The sequence below is a fragment of the Streptomyces actuosus genome (assembly GCF_016921115.1).
In the GTDB taxonomy this organism is placed as follows: domain Bacteria; phylum Actinomycetota; class Actinomycetes; order Streptomycetales; family Streptomycetaceae; genus Streptomyces; species Streptomyces actuosus_A.
In genome coordinates this window covers 22627-49102 of record NZ_JAFFZS010000045.1, presented here as the reverse complement: position 1 = coordinate 49102, position 26476 = coordinate 22627, and the positions used below count along the sequence as shown (strand labels likewise).

20 protein-coding genes and 4 pseudogenes are annotated in these 26476 nt (G+C 69.7%); 13 read left to right on the top strand and 11 right to left on the bottom strand.

The window, feature by feature from the left end:
• The first annotated feature begins 945 nt into the window (after positions 1-945).
• The 5 genes from JS756_RS32490 to JS756_RS32475 all read left to right on the top strand — a co-directional run bounded on the left by JS756_RS32490 (position 946) and on the right by JS756_RS32475 (position 7130).
• Positions 946-2331, top strand: coding sequence for an MFS transporter (locus JS756_RS32490; RefSeq protein WP_205386852.1), 1386 nt, complete (start codon positions 946-948; stop codon positions 2329-2331).
• Positions 2324-4171: a S9 family peptidase gene (locus JS756_RS32485; RefSeq protein WP_205386851.1), complete on the top strand. Its 1848-nt coding sequence runs from the start codon at positions 2324-2326 to the stop codon at positions 4169-4171. Before JS756_RS32490 ends, JS756_RS32485 begins: the two co-directional genes overlap by 8 nt.
• 76 nt (positions 4172-4247) lie before the next feature.
• Positions 4248-4370, top strand: a complete 123-nt coding sequence (locus JS756_RS37710; RefSeq protein ID WP_266720057.1) for a hypothetical protein — start codon at positions 4248-4250, stop codon at positions 4368-4370.
• 94 nt (positions 4371-4464) lie between these two features.
• Positions 4465-6411 carry a RiPP maturation radical SAM C-methyltransferase gene (locus JS756_RS32480; RefSeq protein ID WP_205386850.1) on the top strand — a complete coding sequence of 649 codons (1947 nt, stop codon included), beginning with the start codon at positions 4465-4467 and terminating at the stop codon, positions 6409-6411.
• 59 nt (positions 6412-6470) lie between these two features.
• Positions 6471-7130 (top strand): DUF5825 family protein, encoded by a 660-nt coding sequence (locus JS756_RS32475; protein ID WP_205386849.1) that lies wholly within the window; start codon positions 6471-6473, stop codon positions 7128-7130.
• A gap of 513 nt (positions 7131-7643) precedes the next feature.
• Here the strand turns inward: JS756_RS32475 and JS756_RS38615 are convergent.
• From JS756_RS38615 to JS756_RS32445, 7 genes and pseudogenes are all read right to left on the bottom strand, one after another.
• On the bottom strand, positions 7644-7871 hold the full coding sequence (locus JS756_RS38615; protein ID WP_438817363.1) for a hypothetical protein: 228 nt from the start codon (positions 7869-7871) through the stop codon (positions 7644-7646).
• Positions 7872-7897: 26 nt separating this feature from the next.
• Positions 7898-8281: pseudogene (locus JS756_RS38610) on the bottom strand (TetR/AcrR family transcriptional regulator C-terminal domain-containing protein); the annotation flags it as partial.
• 190 nt (positions 8282-8471) lie between these two features.
• Positions 8472-8648 carry a hypothetical protein gene (locus JS756_RS32465; RefSeq protein ID WP_205386848.1) on the bottom strand — a complete coding sequence of 59 codons (177 nt, stop codon included), beginning with the start codon at positions 8646-8648 and terminating at the stop codon, positions 8472-8474.
• Positions 8649-8911: 263 nt separating this feature from the next.
• A complete protein-coding gene (locus JS756_RS32460) occupies positions 8912-10888 on the bottom strand; it encodes a glycoside hydrolase family 5 protein (RefSeq protein WP_205386847.1) in 1977 nt (658 codons plus the stop codon).
• 466 nt (positions 10889-11354) lie between these two features.
• Positions 11355-12032, bottom strand: coding sequence for a gamma-glutamyl-gamma-aminobutyrate hydrolase family protein (locus tag JS756_RS32455; RefSeq protein ID WP_205386846.1), 678 nt, complete (start codon positions 12030-12032; stop codon positions 11355-11357).
• Between the two features lie 31 nt (positions 12033-12063).
• Positions 12064-13509, bottom strand: coding sequence for an ethanolamine permease (gene eat, locus JS756_RS32450; protein ID WP_205386845.1), 1446 nt, complete (start codon positions 13507-13509; stop codon positions 12064-12066).
• A gap of 89 nt (positions 13510-13598) precedes the next feature.
• Entirely contained in the window at positions 13599-14327 is a 729-nt protein-coding gene (locus JS756_RS32445) for a FadR/GntR family transcriptional regulator (RefSeq protein WP_205386844.1), read from the bottom strand.
• A gap of 78 nt (positions 14328-14405) precedes the next feature.
• Here JS756_RS32445 and JS756_RS32440 point away from each other — a divergent pair, with 78 nt between their 5' ends.
• The 5 genes and pseudogenes from JS756_RS32440 to JS756_RS32420 all read left to right on the top strand — a co-directional run bounded on the left by JS756_RS32440 (position 14406) and on the right by JS756_RS32420 (position 18553).
• On the top strand, positions 14406-15770 hold the full coding sequence (locus tag JS756_RS32440) for a glutamine synthetase family protein (protein ID WP_205386843.1): 1365 nt from the start codon (positions 14406-14408) through the stop codon (positions 15768-15770).
• 8 nt (positions 15771-15778) lie between these two features.
• Positions 15779-17149 carry an aldehyde dehydrogenase family protein gene (locus tag JS756_RS32435; protein ID WP_205386842.1) on the top strand — a complete coding sequence of 457 codons (1371 nt, stop codon included), beginning with the start codon at positions 15779-15781 and terminating at the stop codon, positions 17147-17149.
• Between the two features lie 5 nt (positions 17150-17154).
• Positions 17155-17940 carry a 3-oxoacyl-ACP reductase gene (locus JS756_RS32430; RefSeq protein WP_205386841.1) on the top strand — a complete coding sequence of 262 codons (786 nt, stop codon included), beginning with the start codon at positions 17155-17157 and terminating at the stop codon, positions 17938-17940.
• A 174-nt stretch (positions 17941-18114) separates the two neighbouring features.
• Positions 18115-18231: pseudogene (locus tag JS756_RS37960) on the top strand (IS6 family transposase); the annotation flags it as partial.
• On the top strand, positions 18176-18553 hold the full coding sequence (locus JS756_RS32420; RefSeq protein WP_240204692.1) for a hypothetical protein: 378 nt from the start codon (positions 18176-18178) through the stop codon (positions 18551-18553). The pseudogene JS756_RS37960 and the gene JS756_RS32420, both read left to right, overlap by 56 nt.
• Here JS756_RS32420 and JS756_RS38605 read toward each other — a convergent pair.
• Positions 18531-18704, bottom strand: a complete 174-nt coding sequence (locus JS756_RS38605; protein ID WP_240204691.1) for a hypothetical protein — start codon at positions 18702-18704, stop codon at positions 18531-18533. The genes JS756_RS32420 and JS756_RS38605 overlap by 23 nt on opposite strands.
• Before the next feature lie 68 nt (positions 18705-18772).
• Here JS756_RS38605 and JS756_RS38600 point away from each other — a divergent pair.
• A pseudogene (locus JS756_RS38600) lies at positions 18773-18931 on the top strand (IS5/IS1182 family transposase); the annotation flags it as partial.
• 275 nt (positions 18932-19206) lie between these two features.
• Here JS756_RS38600 and JS756_RS32410 read toward each other — a convergent pair.
• The 3 genes and pseudogenes from JS756_RS32410 to JS756_RS32400 form a co-directional block, all read right to left on the bottom strand.
• Positions 19207-20535, bottom strand: a complete 1329-nt coding sequence (locus JS756_RS32410) for an RICIN domain-containing protein (protein WP_205386840.1) — start codon at positions 20533-20535, stop codon at positions 19207-19209.
• Positions 20536-21026: 491 nt separating this feature from the next.
• A pseudogene (locus JS756_RS32405) lies at positions 21027-21431 on the bottom strand (YdeI/OmpD-associated family protein); the annotation flags it as partial.
• A 691-nt stretch (positions 21432-22122) separates the two neighbouring features.
• On the bottom strand, positions 22123-23367 hold the full coding sequence (locus JS756_RS32400) for an ROK family transcriptional regulator (RefSeq protein WP_205386838.1): 1245 nt from the start codon (positions 23365-23367) through the stop codon (positions 22123-22125).
• 217 nt (positions 23368-23584) lie between these two features.
• Between JS756_RS32400 and mmsA the strand changes: the two genes are divergently transcribed.
• Both mmsA and mmsB read left to right on the top strand, forming a co-directional pair.
• Positions 23585-25132, top strand: coding sequence for a multiple monosaccharide ABC transporter ATP-binding protein (mmsA, locus tag JS756_RS32395; RefSeq protein ID WP_205386837.1), 1548 nt, complete (start codon positions 23585-23587; stop codon positions 25130-25132).
• Positions 25129-26418, top strand: a complete 1290-nt coding sequence (gene mmsB, locus JS756_RS32390) for a multiple monosaccharide ABC transporter permease (RefSeq protein WP_205386836.1) — start codon at positions 25129-25131, stop codon at positions 26416-26418. Before mmsA ends, mmsB begins: the two co-directional genes overlap by 4 nt.
• Positions 26419-26476 lie beyond the last annotated feature (58 nt).

Sequence of the window (26476 nt, the reverse complement as noted above, 5' to 3'; positions counted from 1 at the left end):
CGGCCGCCGCCCCCGACCACCCCGGATACCCCAGCAGGCATGGATCAACGACCCGGCCAAGCGCAGGGAACCCGCACCACAAACCTCATAGCGTCACGACCGTCTCACTGGACTTGAAATCTTCCGGTCCGGCTTCTTCGACAGTCGTGTCTTCTGGCGCAGTGTGGTGCGGCCCGCTGCAGCGTACTCGTAGCGGACCCGGCTGGTGGTCAGGACTCGGGTGCCTTCGTAGGCTCGTTCTCCACGGCCCTCCGCGCGTGCGGCCTGGTCAGGCCACTCGGCGGTGGCCTCGTTGCCGGCGCTGGCTTCTGAACACGGTCCAGGCGGCCGGGAGGGCGTGGGCCGGCGCAGGGATCCGCCAACGGGTCGCGAGCGAGTCATGTCCTACGGGCCGCTCGACCGTTCTCCGCCGGGCCGCAGCGGGGATTGTCGGCCAATGAGCGCGCCGGCCCGCCACGCACGTGGACGTTCGGGGAGGCCGCTGCGGTCCCGGTCGACGACGAGGCCGGCGCCCCGTCACTGTCGTCGGTGCGCCGCCGAGTTCAGTGACGCAACCGTTGCTCGGACCGAGCCTGGCCGGCGCCGGACCGCGACGCCCGGAGCGATGAACAGGAACATGTACCGCATCATGCGCCGTTCTCTCGGCGCTGCCCTGCACCTCGACCACACCGCTCCACTGTGCGATTGTGAAGTGAAACGGACGGGCTTCGGTAACGCCGCCGTGTCGGCACCCCGTGTCCGGCCCGTGGCCACCCGCACGCTCCTGGCCAGTCGGTCCTCGGCCATATGTCGCCCTGTCGGGCAGGGATTGCGCGCTGTGTACCACTTGTCGCCGGCGTCGAGTGCTGACTAGGCTCCCGCTCGACTTCACGCTTCAAGCACATTTTCGACACACGGGGGTTCGCCGTACCCGCCGTACGGCGTGGCCTCCCAGCCGTACGGGGGGTGGGAAGCGTCGACGCGTCATCGATCCGCCGGCCTTTCGGCCGGCCCGCGCCGTCACAGGACGAGCACGCCCCCGGCGCCGAGCCGCAGCGCAGCGCGGACCGGCCGGACCGGCACGGCGATCCGCCCGGCCGGGCACACCGGGACCTCAGGGTCCTTTGGTGGGTCAACGCGATCGACGGGCTCGGCAGCCAGGCGTCCGGGCTGGTCCTTCCGCTGCTGCTCCTGGAACTCGGGCACAGCCCCGGTACGGCCGGTTCGCTGGCCAGCGCGGCCGCGCTGACCGGGGTCGTCCTCGGACCGCTCGTCGCGATACCGGCGGACCAGGGACGGCGGCGGCGACTGATGACGGCTTCATCGGCGCTCGCGGCTCTGGGAATGGGGGTGCTGGCCTTGACCTGTCTGGGCCGCCCCGCGTTATGGGTCGTGGTGACGCTGGCCCTGACGGAACGCTTGTGCGCCGTGGCCTACGAGGCCGCGTCACGCGGCGCCCTGGTCCACCTGACCACCACCGACGAACTGCCCCGGGCGGCAGCCGGGATGCAGGTGGGCGACCAGGTCTCGCTCATCGTGGGCCCGGCGCTCGGCGGTGCCCTCTTCCAGCTCGCCCGGCCCGTGCCCTTCCTGGCCGACGCGCTCTCCTACGCGGCGGCCGCAGTGGGTGTGCGGGCCATCCGCACCCCCCTGGACACACCGGCCGCCGGCCAAGGAGCAACGCCCGGCACCGGTCCCCGCCCGCGTGGGAAGCGGTCCGAACTGCTCGGCTCCGCGAGAGACGGGGTCGTCACCCTCGCCGGATCACCGGTCCTGAGACTCGTCCTGGTCTGGACCTCGACGGCCGGGGGCGCGCTGACGCTGCTGTTCTACACCGCCTTGTTCCGGCTGGGCTCCGACGCGCGGGGCGCGGCGGCCGGTCTGGTCCTCGCCGCGTCCGGAGCGGCCGGCCTGCTGGGCTCGCTGGTGGCGGCCCACGCCGTACGACGGCTCGGTGCGACACGGCTGCTGACCCTGGCTGCCTGGCTGCTGCCCGTGCCGTGCGGTTCACTGCTGTGGGTGGACGGCGCGCTCGGCTGGGGAGCGGCGTTCGCCGGGCTGTCCTTGCTGGTGCCGCTGATCACCGTGGTCCTGTCCAGCGTCGCCATCGCGTGCACACCGGCAGCTCTGCAGTCGCGGACCGCGAGCGTGCTCGGCTCGGTGTCCGCGCTGGCCGCGGCCGGTGCGCCGGCGCTCGCCGCGGCCCTGGTGACGGCCTGGAGTCTTCGCACTCCGGCGCTGCTGTGCACCGTACTGTTCGGCCTGCTGGCCGTGTACACACAGGTGAGAGCCCCCGGTGTCCTGCGTGCGGGCGCCGCGGCTGTCGCCGGGCGAGGGAACGCCGATGAGTGACGGCTTCCAGGTCTTCCTCGGCGTCCTGCCGGAGGTGTGCCCGCGCGACGGGCGCCGCATGGTGCTGACGGCTGACGCCGACGGCCGCTGCGAGGTGTTCGCGTGGGACGCGGCCACCCGCACGGCGCGGCAGGTCACCGAAAGCTCCGAGGGCACGGTGCACTGTGCGATCGACGCCGAGTCGTACGTGTGGTGGTTCGACGAGGACGCCGACGGCCGAGGGCACTGGTGGTTCCAGCCGTTCGACGGAGGCCCCCGGCTGCCCGGCCTGCCGGGAGCACCGGCCGGGCGGCCGCGCGGCCTGGCCGTGACGGACGACGGGACGGTCGCCGCGGCGCTGGCACTCCCGGGCGGTGGCACGAGTCTGCTCCTGGGCCGACGGAGCCATGTCCCTCACGAGGTGTTCCGCGTCGCCGGGGAGGGGAGTCTCGGCGGCATCACCCCGGAAGGCGATCTGGTGGCTCTCGCGACGGTGTCCGACGGCGCGGTGACCGTCACCGTGGTCACTTCCGGCGGCCGGGTCGTCGCGACGCTGCCGCACCCGGACGGCCCCGGCGGCAGATTCTGGTGCCGGGGCTTCTCGCCACGGCCGGGCCGATCGGAACTGCTGCTGGTGCACGAGTTCGACGACCGCTACGAGTTGGCGACGTGGACGGCACGCCGCGGTCTGGTCACACACTCCTGGTGCCGCTTCGACACCGAGATCACGGCACGCTGGTACCCCGACAGCGACGAGGTGCTGGTGCGTCAGGAACGCCACGGCCGGTCGCTGCTGCACCGGGTGTCCCTGCGCGGCCGCACCCGCCGTGCCGTCCCCACTCCGGCCGGGAGCCTGCTGGACGCGGCCGCGCGTCCGGGCGGCGGTCTGCACTACCTGTGGACCGACACCGCCCACCCGCCCGTCCTGCGCGCGACCGACGGCGTCGCCCTCCCGGCCCCCGGACCGCTGCCGCAGGTGCCCGGGCACCACACCGACCTGTGGACCCCGACGCCCGACGGCCCCGTCCACACCCTGCTCAGCCTGCCGCGCCCCCTCCACAGCCGGCTCACCGAAGCCGAACGCGGTACCGGCCCCCCTACCGAAGCCGGTGCCGCTCCACCGCCCGCCGTGTTCCTGGTGCACGGTGGGCCCGCCGACCACGACCGGGACGCCTACGACGCCACGCTGCACACCCTGGTGGCCTCCGGCTATGCCGTGGCACGCGTCAACTACCGCGGTTCGACCGGCTACGGCCCCCGCTGGCGGCGGGCCCTGGAGGCAGGTGTCGGCCACCCCCAGGTGGCCGATCTGGCCGCGGTCCGAGCCGATCTCGTCCGGCGCGGACTCGTCGACGACCGGGCCACGGCCCTGTGGGGGGTGTCCTGGGGCGCCTATCTCGTCCTGCTCGCCCTCGGTACCCGCCCGAAACTGTGGCAGGCCGGTGTCGCGGTGAAACCCGTCGCCGACTGGGTGACCGCCCACCGGATGACCACACCGACGCTGCGTGCGCTGGACGTCCGCTGGTTCGGCGGCACTCCGGAACAGGTGCCGGAACGTTACGCCGACAGCTCGCCCCTCACCTTCGCGGCGCAGGTGAGGGCACCCCTGCTCGTGGTCGGCGCGGACCGGGACGTCAAGTGCCCACCCGAGCAGATCCGCAGCTATCTCACCGCGCTGTCCGCCGCGGACGTCGCCCACGAGCAGATGTGGCTCGACACCGGACACGACGGCTACGACGGCGCGGCACACGTCGCGGTACTGCGCCGCTCCCTGTCCTTCCTCCAGACGCACCTGCCCGCACCGCGGCCCGCCACCCCCTCACGTCCCCCGGCACGTCCGGGAGGACCCCGGTCCCGCTGACAGACACAGCGGGACCGGGTCGTGCACAGCACAACCCGCTCGAAGACAAGCCCTGAATCCGAGAAGGAGGACGACCGTGCAGAAGGACATCATCCACAACGACCCGCTCGCCGGCGACGAGGAGAACCGCAAGCCCGGCATCGGGATCACCATCACCATACCGTTCCGCAACGCCGCCGAGAGCGACGACGAGGAGTGACCCACAGCCCGGCCGACCCGACCTGATACGGGCCGGCCGGGCCCCTCCACCGCGCCTCCCACCCCGTCGGCCGCCCGCGCGCAAGGAGCCCACCGTGCGTGTTCTTCTCGTCAACATGCCCTGGTCACCGATCGACCTGCCCTCACTGGCGCTCGGCATCCTGAAACGAAGCGTCGACGAACACGTCCGAGACGCCACGTGCGAGGTGCTGCACGCCAATCTGGAGTTCACCGACTGGATCACCAGCCGCACCGAGTTCACCGCCGAGGACTACGACTACTACGCCCTCTCCTCCTACTTCCTCGGCTGCGGTGACTGGGTCTTCTCCTCGGCCCTCTACGACGACCCCGAGTGGCGGGAGCCGGAGTTCGTCGAGGTGATGACGCCGAAGCTGCGCCGGTCCCGGATGCGGATGACCCGGGAACTGCACCGCCTCGTACCGGAGTTCGTCACCGAAGTGGCCTGCCGCGTCGTCGACCAGCAGCCCGACGTGGTCGGGTTCACCTCCACCTTCCAGCAGAACACCGCTGCCCTGGCGGCGGCCCGGCACATCAAGCGCCTCGCCCCCCACGTCGTGACCGTCATGGGCGGTGCCAACTGCGACGCCGAGCAGGGCGCCGCGGTCCACCGGAACTTCCCCTTCGTGGACTACGTGGTCCGCGGCGAGGGCGAGGACGCCTTCCCGCGGCTGCTGACCGCACTGCGGGACGGCGACCCGGCAGCCGCAGCCTCGATCCCGGGCCTGTGCCACCGCACAACGGACTCCGCGCACACCGCCAACCCCATGCCGGCCGGACCGTTGCCGCCCGCGGCGATCCTGCCCCCCGACTACAGCGGCTACTTCGAACGTCTCGCGGCGTCCGTGGCACGCAACTGGGTCGAGCCGAAGCTGGTCGTCGAAGGCGCGCGCGGCTGCTGGTGGGGAGAGAAGCACCACTGCACCTTCTGCGGACTGAACGGTTCCTTCATGGAGTTCCGCAGCAAGAGCCCGGACACCTTCTACCGCGAGATCATGGATCTGGCCGAGCGCCACCAGGTGCTCGACATGTACGTCGTCGACAACATCCTCGACATGCGCTACCTGTCCACCGTCCTGCCCCGCATCATCGACAGCGGCTACGACCTGCGCATGCACATCGAGATCAAGGCCAACATGCGGCGCCCGCAGCTCCAGGTCCTGGCGGACGCCGGACTCATCTACGTCCAGCCCGGCATCGAAAGCCTCAACAGCCGCGTCCTCGACCTCATGGACAAGGGCGTCAGCGGCTGCCAGAACGTCCGCATGCTCCGCGACGCGGCGGAGACAGGGCTGTCGGTGTCGTGGAACTACCTGCACGGCTTCCCCGGCGAGACCGCCGAGGACTACGAACCCGTGATCCGCCAACTCCCCGCCCTGGAGCACCTCAACCCACCGGTCGATTTGTCCGCGCGCATCGCCATCGAACGGTTCAGCCCGTACTTCAAGCGCCCCGAACTGGGCTTCACCGGACTGCGGCCCGAGGAGCACTACCTGTTCACCTACGAACTGTCCGAGGCGGAACTGCACGATCTGGCCTACGTCTTCCAGGCCCCGGAGCGTGGCATCGCCGAGCCCACGGTGACCGTCCTCAACGACGCTATCGCCGCGTGGAAGAAGCACCACGCCGACGCCCGCCTGACCCACACCGACCTGCGGGACCGGATCGTGCTGGTCAGCCGGCGGCCGTCCTTCGGCTGGCGGACCATGGAGCTAGCCGACCCGCTGGCGACCGCGCTCTTCCGTCTCCTGGACCAGCCGCACACCGTCGTGGCGATGCACCGCAAGCTGACGGCGGCCGCCGAGTCGTCCGGGGGCGCCCGATGCACGCCGCAGGACATCGAGGCCCTGCTGGAGGAGTGGGTCGCGCACGGCGTGGTGTTCACCGACGCGGGCCAGTACGTGCACATCGCCCCCGCCGCCGTGAACCAGGACCTGCTGCGTCTGGACTACATGCGGCACACCCACGCCCGCGACGAGACCACGGCCGGAACCGAGCCCGCACCCGCGCCCGCCTTGACCTGAGGGCCGGTCTCAGCGCCTCCCAGCCACGCGACTCCCCGACCCGGAACGAAGGACGGCAGATGACAGCCACCACACCGGACCTCGCGATACGTGCCTGGCGCGACCTCGACCCGCAGGCCCGTGACCTGCCGGGCATGTCACTGGGCCGCCTGCCGGTGACTCCGGTGCCCCAGGACGCCGACCGCCTCTGGGCCCTCGGCGTACGTCACGCCGAACTGGACACGGCCGTCGACCTGTCCACCGACGATCCCATGGCCCATCGGCGGGCCGTCGACCGCCTGTGCCTGGTCCGCGACCTCACCGCACGGGCAGTCTCCGTCGATTGGGATCTTCGTCTGTCGCCCCAGCAGTCGGATCACCAGTGGAAGGTCTTGTCCCACCTGCAGCCGCCCCGCTCGATCGCCGGTCTCGAGGAGGCCGGGGAGGCCCTGCACGCCTGGCGGACCCGGCACTACCTGTGCAAGCTGGTCTGGCGCCAGGGACCTGGGTTCGTCCAGATCCGTGACCGGCGCTGGGGGGACCTGCGCCGCTTCACCGCCGACGAACCCCGTTACCGGGAGGCCATCGCCGTTCTCGACCCGGGTGTGCACCACGCCGAGGTACCCGCCGACGTACTGGAGGAGTTCACGGCCGAACACCTCGTCCTGCGCGTCGGTGACCTCGCGTGGTGGCTGCCCTACCGCGTCTCCCGCTGGCTCCAGGAGGCCATGGCCGTGTGAGGTCGCGGCCCTCTCGCACCGGTCCGTCCGAGGCCGGGATCCATGGGCGGGCGTGCACAGCGGGGTCGACGGCCCGTTGCGGGTACGGGACGCGGCCCCGGGGCTCCAGCGTCCGAAGGCGGGGGAGTCATTCCCACGGACGGCTCCGGCTGCTCCTGCCAGTGCTCGGGGCGGGGGCGACGCCGGCATGAAGTGCGTCTACATGGCCCTGATGCCCCTGGCCCCCACCGGTACGGGCCACAAGCGATGGACCCTCCGTACGGGGTGCCCGACATCCCGCACGTACCCGCCACCTTCTCGGCGGTCAGCTGCAAGGTGCCCCCACCCCGGTCGGATCGATCTCGATGCGCGCTGCGGTGGTGTTGGTGACCCGGACCGCGCTCCGGCGCCTCCAGCCGCCACTGCCACCATCTCGGCCGTGATGCCGTCCGGGTGTGCGGCTGGAGCCCGGCCGTCGCGCTCGTGCCGTGAACCGACCGCCCAACGTGTAGGTCACGCCCGCCGGTTCCCTCCTCACAGCCGACCCAGGCCATACTGCGGTTTGGTCTCGGTTGGATCAGTACGTCTGTCGATGAGGGCGGCGAGGCCGTCGAGGACACGGCTGAGGCCGAATTCCCAGGCGTGTTCGGAGCTGTAGGCGGCACCATGGGCGGTGCCCACTGCCGTGCCGACGCGGGCGGCGGTGGGGTAGGCGCGTGGATCGAGGACCTTTTCGAGCAGGGGGCATTGGCGGCCCACCACTGCTCATCGTCCATCGCGCTGTCCTGCCGGGCGGCGTGCGCCTCGGCCGCGGAACGGGCGTTGGCCTGGACGAAGGCGACCAGGTAGGTCAAGGCGGCATCCATCTCGATGTCGTCGAGCCCGAGTCCGTCCAGTGCCGCCAGTTCGTGCTCGTACTTGGCCATCGTCCCCGGCCCCAATGGTGGCCGGCTCGTGGAGATCGCCGCTGCCCACGGGTGCGCCTCGAAGAGCGCCTTGTTCTCTTCGGCCACGGCGGTCAGCCGGGCCCGCCAGGGCTGACCAGTGGTGTCGACCCGGGGCATCTGGGCGTAGGCGGCATCCAGCATGAGATCCAGCAGCTCGGCCTTGCCCGGCACGTAGGTGTACAGCGTCATCGGTGCCACCTCGAGTCGCTGCGCGACGTGGCGCATGGTGGCCGCGTCCAGGCCGTCGGCGTCCGCCACGCTGATCGCGACGGCCACGACCGTGTCGATACTCAGCCGCTTTCCAACTATCCCTCCGGTCAAGGTCTCCACAGGAGGAGGGGAGATGCCGTTGGCGTGCCGCCGGGACGGCGGCGCAGCATGTGGTCTCTCCGGCCTCGGATGTTCCAGGGGGCGGTCAGATGGTGTCGCTCGCCGGGCCGAGGTGGACGTGGGACGCCCACAGGAGTGGCGCGCGGAACGAGGCCCAAAGTCGCCGGGTCGCCGTGTGCACGGCCTGGGCGACCTCGAAGGGGGGTTCGGCAAGCGCTGTGTAGGCGTGGTCGGCGAACGCGTAGGCCGCCTCGTCCGACACCGGCCACAAGGTGGGGCGAAATGCCCTCCGAGCTGGGAATTGAGGCTGGCCGAAGGTCTCTGTCATCCCAGCAGGAAGGCATCGTCGGTCGTGTACACGACCGGCCGGGTCCGGCTGGTCGTCCGGCCGCTTCCGCCCTCGCAATGGCTCGGGCCGGAGCGGACGGACGACCTCCCACTCGGCATCGGAGGTTCATGACGGCGTTCGCCGACTGTGTTCCACCAGCCGAGATCACTTGACAGCGCCTACCGGTTCCCGGCGGGTCAGGCCAGCGGGCGGCACAGCAGGGCGTCGGGGGCGCCGTGGTGCAGCCACTTCCAGGTGTAGGCGACGCCAGCGAGGTATTCGTTGTCGGCGCACTGGCCCTTGTAGTGGCCGGGTGCCCAATCGCTGCCTGTGGATCCACCGGTGGCGGGCCGGTTGTCGCCGCTGTCGAACCATATGTTGTGGCCGTTGGTCGTCAGCTGTCTCGAAGAGGGTGCGCAGAGCAGAGCTGACATTGCGTTGTCATGAACGCTGTACCCCACGGCGAAGGTGTTGTCGGGGCATTGGAGCTTGTTGTATCCGTCGGCCCAGTCGCCGTGGCTGACATAGCGTTCATCGGTGACGGTCACCCAGTCGCCGACTCCGATGGTGGGCTCTGCGGCGTCGGTGCACAGGCCTCGGCTGTTGCCGCGTCCGAGCCCCACCAGGCGCTGGCCGTCAGGACAGTTGCCCTTACGGCTGCCGGGGGACCAGTCAGGTTTGGCCAGCATGGTCCTGGAGACGTTCTGGTCGCCGAAGTCGAGGTCGAGCATGTTCCAGTGGTCGACCTGAGGTGTGGGGCCGGTCTTGGCGGGGGCATCGATCAGTTTGTTCCAGTCGGTGGCGCGCCAGTCGCCGGGATCGCTGAGGCTCAGCCTCGTGCCCCTGGCATCGTAGGAAATCAGGGCCCAGTTGTCGTTCGGCACTCCCTTGGCGTCGCTCCAGCCGACCAAGGGCCAGATTGCGAAGTCGGTGTCGTTCTTGGCCAGGATGTCGGTGAACCGGTGGAACCAGCCCATTTCCCTGTTCTCGGTCTGGCCGCGTCCGGCTGCGCCGAACTCGCTGATCCAGACGGGGGCGGTGAAGTGCTGGCCGGACCGGGTGACGAACAGGGCCTCGTCGTTGACGGCCTGGATGAGCTGGTCAGGGGTGAGGTCCCGGTAGCGGGGGTCGTTGGTTTCTCCGTTCTGCCAGCCGCCACTTGCGCCAGTGTGGTTGGGGCCGGTGAAGCCGTAGAAGTGCGCGGAGTAGACAAGTTTTCCGGAGCTGATCAGGGTGTTGGAGAGGTCGCGAACCGGAGTGAGCATCGGACGGCCGTGGCTGAACGGGCCGAACGGGATGCCCTGCCAGTTGATACCCTCCATGATGATCAGCATGTCGGGGTCTGCCTGGAGGATCTTGTTACCCGCCTCCTGGAAGGCGGCGTATTCGTCCTGGGCGTTGCCCCATCCCCAGTTGGGGTCGTCCCAGGTGTCGCGGCGGACCTCGTTGCGCAGGTCCGCGCCGACGACGCGCTTGTTGTGCTTGTACCGGTTGACCAGGAACAGCCAGTCGTCCTCCCACTGCTGGGTGGACTGGCCACTGTTCCATCGTTCGTTGCCGTCCAGGCCGCAACAGAAGCGGTAGCTGGTGGTGTGGTTGTTGAGGATGACCGCGAACCCGTCCGCGGTCAGTGCGGCGACCACCTCGTCGTAGACCTGCAGCGGGGTCTTGCTGCGCAGCTGTGGGTTGGCGGCCACCGCCGAGACCGGCACCGTAGTGGTGTCATGGATCATGGCGTTGGCGAACGGCAATCGGACGCTGTTGATCCCCAGCGCGTGAAAGTCGGACATGATCTTGTCGATCGGGGCGCGGTCCAGGCCGAGCGGGATGTTGTTCGATTTCTGCTTTGCCTGGTGGTTGTTCACGTCGTTGACGTCGCCGCTGCCCTCCCATGTGCCTTGGGCGCCGGACCAGTTGCCGGCCTTCAGCTTGAAGCGGTTGCCCGTGGCGTCGACGATGTACCGGTCGCGGGTACTGAGTGGTCCGGTCCAGGTCGCGGCAAGCTGCGGCCCGGTCAGCGCTGCCGGGGCAGTGGGGCTGGCTGCGGTGCCGGTGAGGGGTGTTGCGTCAGACTGGAGGGCCAGTCCGAGGTTGAACCAGGTCAGGGCCGTCGCGAAGGCCGAGACCCGCACGAGCAGCCTGCGGCCGGCGTGGGTCGGTCTGTTGGATCTCATGAAGGTTGCCTCCAATAGGGTTGAGGGGGGTGGGCAACTATCCGGTCCAGGACTCACAGTGAGGTTTCCGGGGATCCTGGTCGTGGCCGTGGTGTTGCAGGGCCGCGTGAGGGGATCCCCCTTTCCTGTACCAGGGCCCCTCAATGCGACCGCAGCTTTCGTACGCCACCCGCCGGAGCGAGGCTTCGTACGGGGCCGCGGCGGCTTCAGTCTGCCGGCCGCGCCGCCCGCGGCACGGCTCGGGGCGCAGCCCTGCCGGACCAGGGAGACAGATGCCTGCGCACCGTCTCCCGACGATGTCCGGAGACAGCTGGTCTGGAACAAGGAGCCGCCGCCCGGTGGGCCCGGCGCGACCTGCTGTCGCTGACGCGCTCCACCGCCTGACCGCTGCTTCGGGGAGCCGGGGCCCGAAGGCGGGGGCTGGCCCGCCCCGCCGGGGTCGTCGGCGGGGCGGGCCAGCTATCGGTCAGGACGCCGCGCGCACCAGGCCGGCCATGACCCGGACGTCCTCGCCCATCTCGGGGTGCCACTGGACGCCCAGCACCCAGGACGTGCCGGGTAGCTCGACGGCCTCCACCGTCCCGTCCCCGGCGTGCGCCGACACCACGAGCCCCTCGCCGAGACGGTCGACGGCCTGGTGGTGGTACGTCGGCACGGACGACTCCTCCGGCACCAAGGAGGCGTACAGCGTCCCGGGCACCGGGGTCACCGCGTGCTCCCCGAAGACCCCGACGGCCTTCGCATGCCCGTCGAGGTGCTGGACGAGGGTCCCGCCGAGGGCCACGTTCAGCAGCTGCATGCCCCGGCAGATGCCGAGCAGCGGCGTCCCCGACTCCAGCGCGGTGTCTATCAGGGCGAGTTCCCAGCCGTCCCGCTCGCGGGCCGCGGGACCGGTGCGCGGATCGGGCTCGGCGCCGTACCGCACGGGTTCCACGTCGGGGCCGCCCGCGACGACCAGTCCGTCCAGCCTGGCGACCACGGACGCGGCACGCGCAGGGTCGTCGGGCGGGAGCATTGCGGCGAGGCCCCCCGCCCGCTGGACCAGGCGCGGGTACCCCTCGGGGAGCAGGGCGGCAGGCAGTTGCCACACTCCCCAGGAAGCCCGGTCGAGGTAGGTGCTGACACCGATGAGCGGCTGGGTCACGGCTTGTCCGTTCCTTGGGCCGAAGGGGGAGTCAGTCGCGTTCGAGCTCGGCCTCGGCCTCGGCGAGTGCCGCGAACTCCTCCTCCGGCGCACTGGCCACGAGGTGGTGCCGACTGTAGAACGCGAAGTAGGCGAGGGCGACGCCGTACACGACGAGGGCGATGAGGGCCGCGTCCTTGTCCACCAGGAACGTCGCCACCAGGGCCGACAGGGCGAGGACGAGGGCCACGGACGAGGTGAGCACGCCGCCCGGGGTGCGGTACGGCCGCGGCAGCTCCGGCTCGCGGCGGCGCAGCACGATGTGGGACAGCGCCATCAGGGCGTAGCTGATAGTGGCGCCGAACACCGCGATGTTCAGCATCCGGGCGCCGTCCCCGGTGCCCGCGGCCAGCGCGAAGCCGATCGCCCCGGGGATCAGCAGCCCCAGGTACGGCGACTTGCGCCGACTGGTCAGGGAGAGGAAGCGGGGCAGGTACCCGGCCCTGGACAGGGCGAACAGCTGTCGCGATCCGGCGTAGATGAGCGAGAAGAACGACGCGACGAGGCCCGCGAGTCCGGCGTAGTTGACGAAGCGGCTCAGGGCGGTCGCCTCGCCGTCCCCTTGCAGGGCCACGACCAGCGGGTTCCCGGCGTCCTGGATGGCGGCGGAGCCGCGTGCCCCGGTGGACGCGAAGAACGTCAGCGCCGCCAGCAGCACCAGGATGCCCATGGAGATGGAGAGCGCCTTCGGCATGGACCGGACCGGGTCCTTCGCCTCCTCGGCGGCGAGCGGCACGCCCTCCACGCCGAGGAAGAACCACATGCCGAACGGGAAGGCCGCCCAGATGCCGAGCAGTCCGAACGGGAGCCAGGAGTTGGAGCCCAGTGCGTGCTTGTCGACCGGGATGTCGTCGAGGCCGCTCACGTGGAAGTCGGTGAACGCGCCGAACGCGAAGATGAGCAGCGCGGCGACGGCGATGGCCGTCACGACCAGGCTGAAGCGCAGTGCCTCGCCCACGCCCCACAGGTGGATGCCGATGAAGATCGCGAAGCAGGCGAGGTAGACCGGCCAGCCGGACTCCAGACCGAACAATCCCAGGGATTCGACGTAGTCCCCGATGAAGATGGAGATCGCGGCGGGCGCGAGGATGTACTCGATGAGAATCGCGGTGCCGGTGAGGAAACCGCCCCAGGTGCCGAGGGCACGGCGCGCGAAGCCGTAGCCGCCGCCCGCCGTCGGCAGGATGGCGGAGAGTTCCGCGAGCGCGAAGACGAGGCAGGCGTACATCAGCCCCATGAGCACGGTCGCCGCGGCGAGACCGCCGAAGCCGCCCTTGGACAGGCCGATGTTCCAGCCGGAGAAGTCTCCGGAGACGACGTAGGCGACGCCGAGCCCGGTGAGCAGCAGCCAGCCCGCACTGCCGCGCCGCAGGGTCCGGCGTTCGAGGTAGTTGTCCGATGGTGGGGTGTTGCTCCCGGTGGTGTCTTCCAGCGTCATGGTAGAGCTCCCGCGTCGGGCCCAATGGAATGGAGCCATACCTTTGCGGTGGGGGAGGGCAAATGCAAGACCCTTGCGTTACGTTCGGATCACGTGAGGAAGCCGCGCAGGAGCGCCGCCGTGCCCGCGCAGTGCTCGCGCATCACCTCGCGCGCCGCGTCCGCGTCCCTCTCGAGGACCGCGTCCACCAGCGCCACGTGCTGCTGCTGGGAGTGCTCCAGGTTCCGCACGAGCAGCGGGATGCAGTCCAGCAGGTCGTTCACCGTCGCCCGAACGGCCGCGTACTGCGTGGTGAGGGTCGGGGACCCGGACAGCTCGGCCAGCGTGAGGTGCAGCAGCGTGTCACACCGCCGGTAGTCGTCCAGCGGGGCGTCGCGGGTCGCCGTCAGCGCCGTGCGCAACCGTGCAGCGCCCTCCGCGGCGAGCCCGTGGGTGGCGCACACCCCGGCGGCCCCGACCTCCAACACCTCCCGGAAACGCAGGGTGTCCTCGACGTCGATCGCTGCGATGCGGCGACGCAGCTCGTCCTCGCTCCCGGTGCCCTGCCGGTGTATGACGAACGTCCCGCCGTAGCGCCCGCGACGGCTCTCCACCAGGCCCTCTTCCTGGAGGACCTTCAGCACCTCGCGCAGGGTGACCCGGCTGATCCCCATCCGCTCGGCAAGCTCGCGTTCGGCCGGCAGCCGTTCGCCGCCGGGCACCAGCCCGAGCCGCACGACCTGGAGGATCTGCTCCAATGCCTCTTCGAAGCCGTTGCCCCCGCGCACCGGCCTCAGCACGGACGTCAGCCGGTCCGCGGACTCGCTCTTCTCCGTCACGTTGTGGATTCCCCTTCCCAAGCAATGGTCTTCGGCAATACCTTATGGCTCTCCGGCTGACCTTAGGAGGCAGATCCCGTGGCAGACCGCACACCCCCGCTGACCGTCGAGGAGCTGAGGGCTCTCGTCGCGAGCGGTGAGATCGATACCGTAGTCCTGGCCTTCCCCGATATGCAGGGGCGGCTACAGGGCAAACGGTTCGCCGCGCCGTTCTTCCTCGACGAGGTCTTGGAACACGGCACGGAGGGCTGCAACTACCTCCTCGCCGTCGACACCGAGATGAACACCGTCGACGGCTACGAGATGTCCTCGTGGGACCGCGGCTACGGCGACTTCGCGATGCACCCCGACCTCGCCACCCTGCGTCGTGTCCCGTGGAACGAGGGCACCGCGATGTTGATCGCGGACCTCGCCTGGAACGACGGCAGCCCCGTCGTCGCCGCCCCCCGGCAGATCCTGCGCCGCCAGCTCGACCGCCTCGCCGCCCACGGCTACACCGCCCAGGTGGGCACGGAGCTGGAGTTCATCGTCTTCAAGGACACCTACGAGCAAGCCTGGGACCGCGACTACCGGGGCCTGACCCCCGCCAATCAGTACAATATCGACTACTCGGTGCTCGGCACCGGCCGCATCGAGCCGCTGCTGCGCCGCATCCGCAACGAGATGGCCGGTGCCGGACTGACCGTCGAGTCGGCCAAGGGCGAGTGCAACCCGGGGCAGCACGAGATCGCCTTCCGCTACGACGAGGCCCTCGTGACCTGCGACCAGCACGCGGTCTACAAGACCGGCGCCAAGGAGATCGCCGCGCAGGAAGGCGTCTCGCTCACCTTCATGGCGAAGTACAACGAGCGCGAGGGCAATTCCTGCCACATCCACCTCTCGCTCACCGACGCTGACGGCCACAACGTGATGGCCGGCGACGGCAACCACGGGATGTCCCCGGTCATGCGGCACTTCCTGGCCGGCCAGCTCGCAGCGCTGCGCGACTTCTCCCTGCTGTACGCGCCGAACATCAACTCCTACAAGCGCTTCCAGCCGGGTTCCTTCGCCCCCACCGCCGCCGCCTGGGGCTACGACAATCGCACCTGCGCGCTGCGCGTCGTCGGCCACGGACGTTCGACGCGTTTCGAGAACCGGCTCCCCGGCGGCGACGTCAATCCGCACCTCGCCGTCGCCGGTCTGGTCGCCGCCGGACTGTACGGCATCGAGAACCGGCTGGAGCTGCCGGAGGTCTGCGCCGGCAACGCCTACAGCGGTGACTACGCACACGTCCCGACCACCCTCCGGGAGGCCGCGGAGCTCTGGGAGAACAGCCCCCTTGCGAAGGCCGCCTTCGGGGACGAAGTCGTCGCCCACTACCGCAACATGGCGCGCGTCGAACAGGAAGCCTTCGACGCCGCGGTGACCGACTGGGAGCTGCGTCGCTCCTTCGAACGCATGTGAGGCACCCCTTGTCACAACCGTACGAACTCGATGTGCTGAACCCGGCCACCGAGGAAGTCATCGCCACCGTCCCCGGCGCCGTCGCACAGGACGTCGACGCCGCCGTGGCCAGGGCCGCCCGGGCCCAGCGCACCTGGGCCGCGGCGTCACCGGCGGACCGCGCCCGGCACCTGCGCCGGTTCGCCGCCGCCGTCGACGCCCACGTGGAGGAACTCGCGCAGCTGGAGGTGCGCGAGGCGGGGCACACCATCGGCAATGCCCGCTGGGAGGCAGGCAACGTCCGTGATCTCCTCGACTACTCCGCCGGGGGAGTCGAACGGCTCACCGGCCGCCAGATCCCCGTACCGGGCGGGATCGACCTCACCATCCTCGAACCGCTCGGCGTCGTCGGGGTGATCGCCCCGTGGAACTTCCCCATGCCGATCGCGGCATGGGGCACCGCCCCCGCCCTCGCCGCCGGCAACGCCGTCATCCTCAAGCCGGCCGAGACCACACCGCTGACCGCGCTGCGGCTCGCCGAGCTCGCCCTGGAGGCCGGTCTCCCCGAGGACCTCTTCCAGGTGCTGCCGGGCCGCGGCGACGTCGCGGGGGACGCCCTCGTGCGCCACCCGGGTGTCGCGAAGATCGTGTTCACCGGCTCCACCCGGATCGGCAAGCAGATCATGTCGACCTGCGCGGACCGCGTGAAACGAGTGACCCTCGAGCTCGGCGGCAAGAGCCCCAACATCGTCTTCGCCGACGCCGACCTCGAGACCGCAGCGGCGGCCGCTCCCATGTCCTTCCTCGACAACAGCGGCCAGGATTGCTGCGCCCGTACCCGCATCCTCGTGCAGGCACCGGTATACGAGCGGTTCGTCGAGCTGCTCGCCCCGGCCGTCGAGTCCGTCGTCGTCGGCGACCCGGCGGACGAGAACACCCAGATGGGCCCGCTGATCTCCAAGACCCAACTGGAAAAGGTGCGTTCGTACGTACCCGGCGACCTTCCCGGCATCCGCGGGACCGCCCCCACCGGTCCCGGCTTCTGGTTCCCGCCGACCGTCCTCACCGGCCTCGAGCCGCAGGCGCCGGCCGCTGTGGAGGAAGTCTTCGGGCCGGTCGCCGTCGTCCTGCCGTTCGACGACGAGGACGATGCCGTCCGGCTCGCCAACGCCACCGACTACGGCCTCTCCGGATCCATCTGGACCCGGGACGTCGGCCGAGCGCTACGCGTCTCCGGAGCCGTCGCCGCCGGGAACCTGTCGGTCAACTCCCACTCCAGCGTCCGCTACTGGACCCCGTTCGGCGGCTACAGGCAGTCAGGCCTCGGCCGCGAACTCGGCCCCGACGCCCTCACCGCATTCACCGAGACCAAGAACGTCTTCATCGCCACGGAGGCCTGAACGCCATGACCACCGAAACCCCTGTGTGCCGTCGCCTCGTCGGCCGTACCGCCGTCGTCACCGGCGCCGGCAGCGGCATCGGACTCGCCACCGCGCGCCGCCTCGCCTCCGAGGGGGCGAACATCGTCTGCGGCGACATCGACGAAACCGCCGGCAAGTCCGCGGCCGAGCAGGTCGGCGGTACCTTCGTGAAGGCCGACGTGACCGACGCCGACCAGGTCGACGCCCTGTTCAAGACCGCCTTCGACACCTACGGCAGCGTCGACATCGCCTTCAACAACGCGGGCATCTCGCCCTCCGACGACGACTCGATCCTGGATACCGGCCTGGAGGCGTGGAAGCGGGTCCAAGAGGTCAACCTGACCTCCGTGTACCTGTGCTGCAAGACCGCCATCCCCTACATGCAGCGGCAGGGCAGGGGGTCCATCATCAACACCGCGTCGTTCGTCGCACGGATGGGCGCCGCCACCTCCCAGATCTCGTACACCGCGTCCAAGGGCGGTGTCCTCGCGATGTCCCGCGAACTCGGTGTGCAGTTCGCCCGCGAGGGCATCCGGGTCAACGCGCTGTGCCCCGGTCCGGTCAACACCCCGCTGCTCCAGGAACTGTTCGCCAAGGACCCCGAGCGGGCCGCACGGCGCCTGGTGCACATCCCGCTCGGCCGGTTCGCGGACGCGGAGGAGATCGCCGCAGCCGTGGCGTTCCTCGCCAGCGACGACTCGTCGTTCGTCAACGCCACGGACTTCCTGGTCGACGGCGGCATCTCGGGTGCGTACGTCACCCCTCTGTAGGAGGCGCGGAGGCCGCCCCTGGGGTGCCCGGATGAGCATGACGACCCCGCCCGGCTGGTAACGCCCCGGCAACCGACCGCCGAACGCCGGTGGGACGGCACACCCGGCCCGCCCGCCCAGCCGCTCGCGGGCGGGATGAACCGCCGGGTTTGTTGATCACCTGGGGGGCTGGCCGTGGAGACCGGGGCGGTGGTGTCGTACAGGGGGTTGCGATTCCCGGCGGAGGTCATCTCCCATGCAGTGTGGCTGTATCACCGCTTCCCGCTCTCTTTCCGAGAGATCGAAGAGTTGCGGCTATGACAGTGCCGGGCGCCTCGACTGGACGTGGGACGATCTGACCGGCTACGGCATCTGGCACGACTTCGACGCGGCGGGCCGTCCGCGCCTGGAGCAGTACGTCACCGAACCCGACGGCGTCAAGGGTAAGCGCACCTATTCCTACGACAGCCTGGGCCGCCTGACCGGCGACAAGGTCACCAGCCCGGACGGTACGACGACCGTTGCATCGACCACGTACGGCTACGACCTGGACGACAACCTGACGTCGAAGAAGACGGGGGTACGGCGGGAGCCGGTGACAACACCTGCGGCTACGACGAGGCGACCCGCCTGACGTCCTGGACGAAGAACGGCACCACCACGGTGTACGAGTGGGACGCGGCGGGCAACCGCACCAAGGCGGGCTCGACGACGGCGACGTTCGACGCCCGCAACCGCCGACTGACCGACGGAACGACGAAGTTCACATCCACCCCACGAGACACGCCAGCGGCTCCAGAACGACCAAGCACTCGCAGCGTAGAAGAAGAGTGTCCAGGATCACGGGGAAACTTCAGCCGGTGGCCGGCCCCTCGCATTCGACAAGGCGCAGTACCGTCGTCGCAACGCGGTCGAGCGGTGTGTGAACAAGTGGAAGCAGTTCCGCGCGGTGGCCACCTGCTACGACAAGCGCGGCTACGTCTTCAACGGCACCCTGACCGTCACTGCGATCCTCAGGTCGGTGATCGTGCGACCTCATCCTCGGCAACACCCCCTCGCTCCGGTGACAGCGGAGTTCCACCGGCATCGCTCGTGAGCGGCCCGGTGACGGGGCCGGGGTGCTCCTCCGCCCCGTCCGGCTGGTGCGCTATCCGCGTCGTCCGGTGACAGGCGCGTCCCTCCGGCCGCGGCCGGAGGGACAGCGCGCGTGCTGCCTGGGTGCCGAGTGCGTGCGCTGAACGCACTCGGCACCGCCTCGTGTCTTCGGGGGAGTGGAGTGATCAAACGTCACGAGCTCCGGTTCATCACGAAGAAGAAACTCTCGGAGTTGTAGTAGTTGGGCAGTTGGGCGAGATACGACCCCCTCCGGGGCGGGTTCTCGCTCCACCAGTCCTCCGGTCCGAGAAGGTGCGAGGAATAGTCGCTTGCGGGGACCGGGGGCACGAAGTACAGGCGGAAGGCTCCCGCATCCGCCTGGGGCTCGATCATCCACAGCTGGGTGGACTGGCGGTCGCGGCAGTCGTTCTGGACGACCCTGACGACGTTTCCGCCGCCGCTGGTGCCGTCGAGGCATTTGTTCGTACCCACGTTGCGGATCCGGTACGCGCCGTAGCCGGCCTCCACGGTCTCCCATCGCTGCCGGGCGCCCGCGCCGCAGTCCTCCAGGCGCAACGTCGCTCCGGCGGCTTCGCTCTGCACGCCCACGCAGAGGCCGGTGCTCCTGTTGACGAGTTGGAAGCCGGCCGGTGGTCGGGTCGGTGTGCTCCCGGCGGGAGCGGCGGGCGCCTTGGCCTTGGCAGCGGTGGCCGGCCCCGAGGTGTCGGCAGGAGCGGCCGAAGTGGGAAGGGATGTCGCCGGCCCGGAGGTGGCGGCTGCCGACCGGGAAGGAGCGGCCGACACGATGGCTGACGGCTCGGCGGCTGGGAGAGCCGACCCCGGAGGCGTGACGGTCGCGAGGGCCAGGGGCCTCCTGGCGCCCTCGGGGTGGCGCGGCAGGACGACGACAGCCGCCGTGAGCGCCGTCACGGTCACTCCTGCCACGGCGGCGGCACGCAACGGCGAGGCCGCCACCAGCGCCCGCAGTCGACGGGTACGGCCCGGTGCGCGGGTCCGCTCCGCGGACGCGGTGGTGCCCGGCGCCGGCTCCCCGGGGGCCGGGCGGTCCTCGTCGCCGTCCGCCGCCTGCACGGCGACCGCGGCAGCGCTTGCGGAGTCGACCAGAATTCTGTTGAGGACGCCCGCAGCGGCGCTCTGCACGGTGGTGAGTTCGGCGCGGACGCGAGAACAGCTCCGGCACGCGTCGGCGTGGAGATCCAGGTCCTGGGAGCGGTGGGAGACGCCGCCTCGCACCGCGTCGTCCATCACGGCGGTGAGGTGACGGCAGGTTCGGCTGGGGGCCTCGGCTGCGTAGGACCTCACATACGCCTCGCTCAACTGTCGTCGAGCGGAGGCGGCGCTGATGCTCCTCGTCTCGGCCCCGGAAGCCGATGCGGCGTCTTCCGACGTCTCGGCCAGTTCGGGGCACAGGGCCGCCTGCGCGGCCGGATGCAGACTGCGGAAGGCACGCAGGAGTAGGGAGTCGTCGGCGGCCATCGGGGTTACGTGCTCCTCGTGCATGTACACAAGCGTTGGTGCTTGCCTTGCCTGTCTTGCCTGTGGGAGGGGGAGGGCACGTCAGCCGGGCCCGATGGGTTGCTCACTGAGGCGGTTGTCCTGAGGAGGAGATGACCGGGCCGATGCTGACCTCTCTGTCCCGAGCAATGACTGCGGTCTCTTCTGAGCTCTTCGGGATGGAATAGTGGAGGTCAGCCATACGTGGCGTCAAGTGCCCAGGCCTCTGCGCAGATATGAGGAGAAGCGCCCTGCGTCGTCGGCGGCCCGGACGGAGCGCGGCACGCACGGGACGGAGCCCCCGCGCGGCAGTCTTCTCGCGGGGGGCGTTGTCTGTGCGGCGAGTGGTGGTCGGTTGCCTGCGCCGAGAGGGGGCGGGTCGATGGTGTCGGTGATGGCTTCATGAAGCCGCGGTCAGGGACCTCGTGGCGGAGTACCGGTGCAGCGGAACGCTCGACCGTGGTGCGTTCGGAGTCGGAGGGGCCGACCCGGGCGCCTCAGGGATGGAGCTTCTTCCCCTCGGCGAGCATGGCGACGAACTTCTCGATGCGCGCCGCCCGGGTCTCCGCCTTCTTGGCGTCCTCCAGTCGGTGCAGGATCGCGTACCGGTTGCGGCCGTCCAGAGCGGCGAAGAAGTCGCGGGCTGCCGGTGCCGCGTCCAGGGCGGCCTGGAGGTCGTCGGGTACCGTCGCCTTGCTCTGCGCCGTGTGAGCCGCCTCCCAACGGCCGTCAGCCTTGGCTTTCTCCACCTCGCGCAGACCGGCGGGCCGCATCCGGCCCCGCTCGATCAGATCGGTGGCCTTCTCCCGGTTCACCTTGGACCACTTGCTGCCCCGTCGTCGCGGGGTGAACCGCTGCAGCCAGTGCTCTTCGTCGAGATGCTCGGCGGCCCGGCCCGCTACACCGATGAACTCGGCGGATTCATCGCGCTGCTGCGGGCCCACGTCGGGTCCGCCTCAGCGGCGCGATCGCCGAACGACTGGGCGGCCGGTGAGGTGGTCGCGACGATCAACGTGGGTGAACCCGAGGGAGGACTGGGCCGAACCCGACGGTGCCGGACTGCCGCCCACTCAGCTTGACTCTGACGCGTGAACAATTTGCAGGTAGGAGCCGCTGGGCAGGGGCGTCGGCCGGCCGATGCCATCTCCGCCGGGCTTTGCCGCATCCGTTCGTCCAACGGCATGCAGCGGGTCGAGGGGGACGCCGTAGCCGGGTTCGTTCGGTCGGGACACCGCCCGGCGTGCGGCCCGCTCGGGATCCCGCCGGGCGAAGTACCTGCCTCCGCGCTCGTGGTAGGGCATGTTGTCGTTGAGCATGTGTCAGAAGCGGTGATGATCGAGTGTTCGACCTGGAGGGCGGCCAGCCCCCGGACCGGGATGCTCAGCGGTGTCCTTGCAGGACGCCGGCCGCCGCGCCGGCTGCTTGGAGAGGCCCCGCCTCGCGGACGTTGAGCACGTGGAGTTCGACCTGTGGCCACCCCGCGCCGATCAGCCGGTGAACCCGGGTTTCCCCTTCATCGGCGCGGGCTCCGGTCCTTCGGGGTGCGAACTCGCTGACGCACAGGGGTGGTTCGGGTTCGGCATCCGGGCTGTGTCAGTCAGCGAGAAGAGCGGACAGCTGCGGCGAGTACGTCGAGTGCAGCACGAGGGCGGCACCACCCACCACCGCGGCGTCTGTGCCGAGGGGGGAGGCCTTCACCTCGGCGACCCGGATGCTGCGGGACAGCGGTCTGGTTGCCAGCGCAGAGGCGACGATGTCGACGTACCGCGACTCCACGTGCTGGATGCCGTGACCGCCGAGAACGATGAGATCCACGTCGATGAAGTTGACGACGCTGACCGCGACCGAGGCGACGTGTTCCGCGGCTTCGTCGATGACAGCGGCGGCGACGGGGTCGCCGGCCGCGGCGGCGAGCCGGATCGCGGCATGGTCGACCGAAGCCGGGTCCCGGTCGAACGCCTGCAAGAGCTCACTGTCGCCCGGGGGCCGGCCGGCGAGTCGGCGATGCACCTCGGCCACGATCGCCGAGGGATTGACCAGCCGCTCCAGGCAGCCCCGGTTGCCGCAGTAGCACTCCGGCCCGTCGGGCAGCACGGTCGAGTGGCCGAACTCTCCCGCGTTCAGCGAACCGCCCCTGTACACCTGGTGGTCGAGGATCAGGCCACCGCCGATGCCGGTGCCGAAGAAGAAGTACGCAAAGTTCGCCGCGCCCTTGCCCGCGCCGGACCAGCGTTCGCCGACCGCAGCGGCGGTGGCGTCGTTGTCCATGGTCACCGGCAGTCCGGTGGCATCGCTCAGCATCCTTTGCAGAGGCACCCGGGTCCAGTGCGCCAGTTGGGGCGGTGCGACGATCATGCCGAGCTCCAGGTCGATCGGTCCTGGGGTGGCGAGGCCCAGGCCGAGCACCTTGTCACGCGGGACGTCCGCTTCGGCCAGCACTTCGGCAACCAGCTCGGCCATGGCCGTCACCACATGGGACGGGTCGGTGCCGGGCGGGGTGGGGCGCTTCCTGACGACCAGAGGGCGTCCGCGCAGGTCGACCACGGAGCAGGTCAGCTCGATCGGGTCGAAGTGCAGTCCGACCGCACTGCCCGCCTCCGCGTTGACCCGCAGCGTGGTGCGGGGCTTCCCGCCGCTGGCGACCCGGCTGGCTCCGTCCTCCCGGACGATGCCCTCGTCCAGCAGCCGGCGCACGATGCCGGAGACCGTCTGGGGGGTGAGACCGGCCCGCTGGGCGATCTCCACCCGGCTGATGCCATCGGCAAGCTGGATCTGGTCCAGGACCACCGCCCGGTTGTACCGCCCCACTTTGGGGAGGTTCGTTCCTGCCTGCCGCACGCGCCGGTCCTCTCTGGTTGGCTGCGTGACAAATATATCGCCTGGCCATTGACTTAGTAAAACAAATTGATTTAATGTCCCGCACGCAGTCGTAGCACCACGGAAACGAGGCACCGAGCAGTGTCATCGGAGGCAAGTTGATGTCCACGAAACCCCGTATCCCCGAAGGCTCGGCCGTGAGCGCTCGACGTGGCCCGAGCACAGCGGAGCCCTGCCCATGACTGAGGCCTCGACCCTGCTGGAGATGCGATCGATCACCAAGTCCTTCCCCGGCGTCAAAGCGCTCGCCGATGTCAACCTGGTCGTCCGAGAGGGCGAGATCCACGCGATCTGCGGGGAGAACGGTGCCGGCAAGTCCACTCTCATGAAGGTGCTGAGCGGCGTTCACCCGCACGGCAGCTACACGGGCGGGATCGTCTACCGCGGCGAGCAGATGCGGTTCCATGGCATCCGGGCCAGTGAACAAGCCGGGATCGTCATCATCCACCAGGAGCTTGCGCTGGTGCCGGGCATGTCGATCGCCGAGAACATCTTCCTCGGCAACGAGCCGCGCAGGCGGGGCGGGATCGACTGGAAGGCCTCCCGGCGCCGGGCGTCGGAGCTGATGGACCAGGTCGGGCTCCGGGAGGATCCCGACACGCTGATCAAGGACATCGGCGTCGGCAAACAGCAACTCGTGGAGATCGCGAAGGCGTTCGCGAAGGATGTGAAGCTGCTCATCCTCGACGAGCCCACTGCCGCCCTCAACGAGGACGACTCCCAGCACCTGCTCGACCTGCTGCGCGGCTTCCGCGAGCGAGGCATCACCTCGATCATCATCTCGCACAAGCTCAACGAGATCGAGGCGATCGCCGACAGCATCACGATCCTGCGCGACGGCCGCACCATCGAGACCCTCGACGTCAAGGCGGACGGTGTCAACGAGGACCGCATCGTGCGTGGCATGGTCGGCCGGGAGCTCAGCAGCCGGTTCCCCGATCACACGCCCGACATCGGCGAGGTCTTCTTTGAGGTCCGTGACTGGACGGTGCAGCACCCGAGTTCCGCCGAGCGGCTCGTGTGCAAGGGGTCCACCTTCCATGTCCGGCGCGGCGAGATCGTCGGTTTCGCCGGCCTCATGGGCGCCGGACGCACCGAACTCGCGATGAGTCTGTTCGGGCGCTCCTACGGCACCTACCTGTCCGGCCGGATCTTCAAGGACGGCGAGGAGATCCAGCTGAAGTCGGTGGCGGACGCCATCCGCCACGGCCTCGCCTATGTCAGCGAGGACCGCAAGTCCATCGGCCTGAACCTGCTGGACGCGATCAAGACCTCGATGGTGGCCGCCAAACTGTCGAAGATCACCAGGCGCGGTGTCATCGATCCGGTGCGTGAGTACCGCATCGCCGAGGAATACCGCACGAGCCTGAGGATCAAGACACCCAGCGTCGACGAAGGCGTCGTCAAACTCTCCGGCGGCAACCAGCAGAAGGTCGTCCTGGCGAAGTGGATGTTCACCGACCCGGACCTGCTGATCCTTGATGAGCCGACCCGCGGCATCGACGTGGGCGCCAAGTACGAGATCTACGGCATCATCCAGCGGCTCGTGAGCCAGGGGAAGGGCGTCATCGTCATCTCCTCGGAACTACCCGAACTCATCGGACTGTGCGACCGCATCTACACGGCGTTCGAAGGCACCATCACCGGCGAGGTCACACGCCGCGACGCCGACCCCGAAGTGCTGATGAAGCAGATGACCGCGATGAAGAAGAGCCCGACCTCATGAGCCGAATCAAAGACCTGCAGAAGAACCTCTTCGGAGGCACGGCCTCCAATGCCCGCCAGTCCGGCATGATCTTCACTCTCGTGGCGATCGTCCTGCTGTTCCAGATATGGACCGGGGGACTGACGCTGACCTCCGGCAACCTCATCGCGGTCGTCAGCCAGTACTCCTACATCCTGATACTCGCCATCGGCATGCTCATGGTGATCGTGGCGGGGCACATCGATCTCTCGGTCGGCTCGGTCGCGGCGTTCACCGGCATCGTGGTCGCCAAGGCGATGGAGACCTACTCGCTCCCGTGGCCCCTCGGCATCGCCCTCGGCCTCATCGTGGGCGCATCGATCGGCGCATGGCAAGGCTTCTGGGTCGCCTACGTAGGCGTGCCCGCGTTCATCGTCACCCTGGCCGGGATGATGCTGTTCCGCGGCGGCAACCAGTACATCGGCAACGCCGACACGGTGCCGGTTCCCAGGGACTTCCGCGAGATCGGAGCAGGCTTCCTACCCGACGTCGGGCCGGACACCGGATACAACAACCCGACCCTGCTGCTCGGACTGGTGGCCTGTGCGGGCATGGTGTGGCGCGAGTGGAAGGCACGGCAGACCCGCCGCGAGATGCAGGCCGACGTGGCACCTGTGTGGATCACGGGCATCCGCCTCGCCGTGATGCTGGGCGCCATCGTCTTCGCGACGCTGCGCTTCGCGGGTGGCCGCATCGGCACCAGCCTGCCGATCTCCGGCATCATCCTGATCCTCCTGGTGCTCGCGTACTCGTACTACACCCGCAACACCATCGGCGGCCGGCACATCTACGCCGTCGGCGGCAACGCCCGCGCGGCCGAACTGTCCGGTGTGAAGCTGAGGCGGGTCAACTTCGTGGTCATGATGAACATGTCCGTACTGGCTGCCCTGGCCGGCATGATCTTCGTGGCGCGGTCCGCGGCATCCGGTCCGCAGGACGGCCTGAGCTGGGAGCTCGACGCCATCGCGGCGGTCTTCATCGGTGGCGCGGCGGTCTCCGGCGGCCTCGGCACCGTCAGCGGCTCGATCGTCGGGGGCCTGGTCATGGCGCTGCTCAACAACGGCCTGCAACTGGAGGGGGTCGGCTCCGACATGGTCCAGATCATCAAGGGGCTGGTCCTCCTCTTCGCCGTCGCCTTCGACGTCTACAACAAGCGGCAGGGCCACTTCTCGATCATTGGGTCGCTCATGCGTCCCTTCCGTCGGGAGGAACCCCCCGGCCCGGCCGGCCCGGCTTCCGACCCCGACAAGACGCTGGTCGCAGGCTGACCGCCACTTCACTCGCGGGCCGGATCCCGCGGCATAGCACCCCCCGGTAACAGCAACA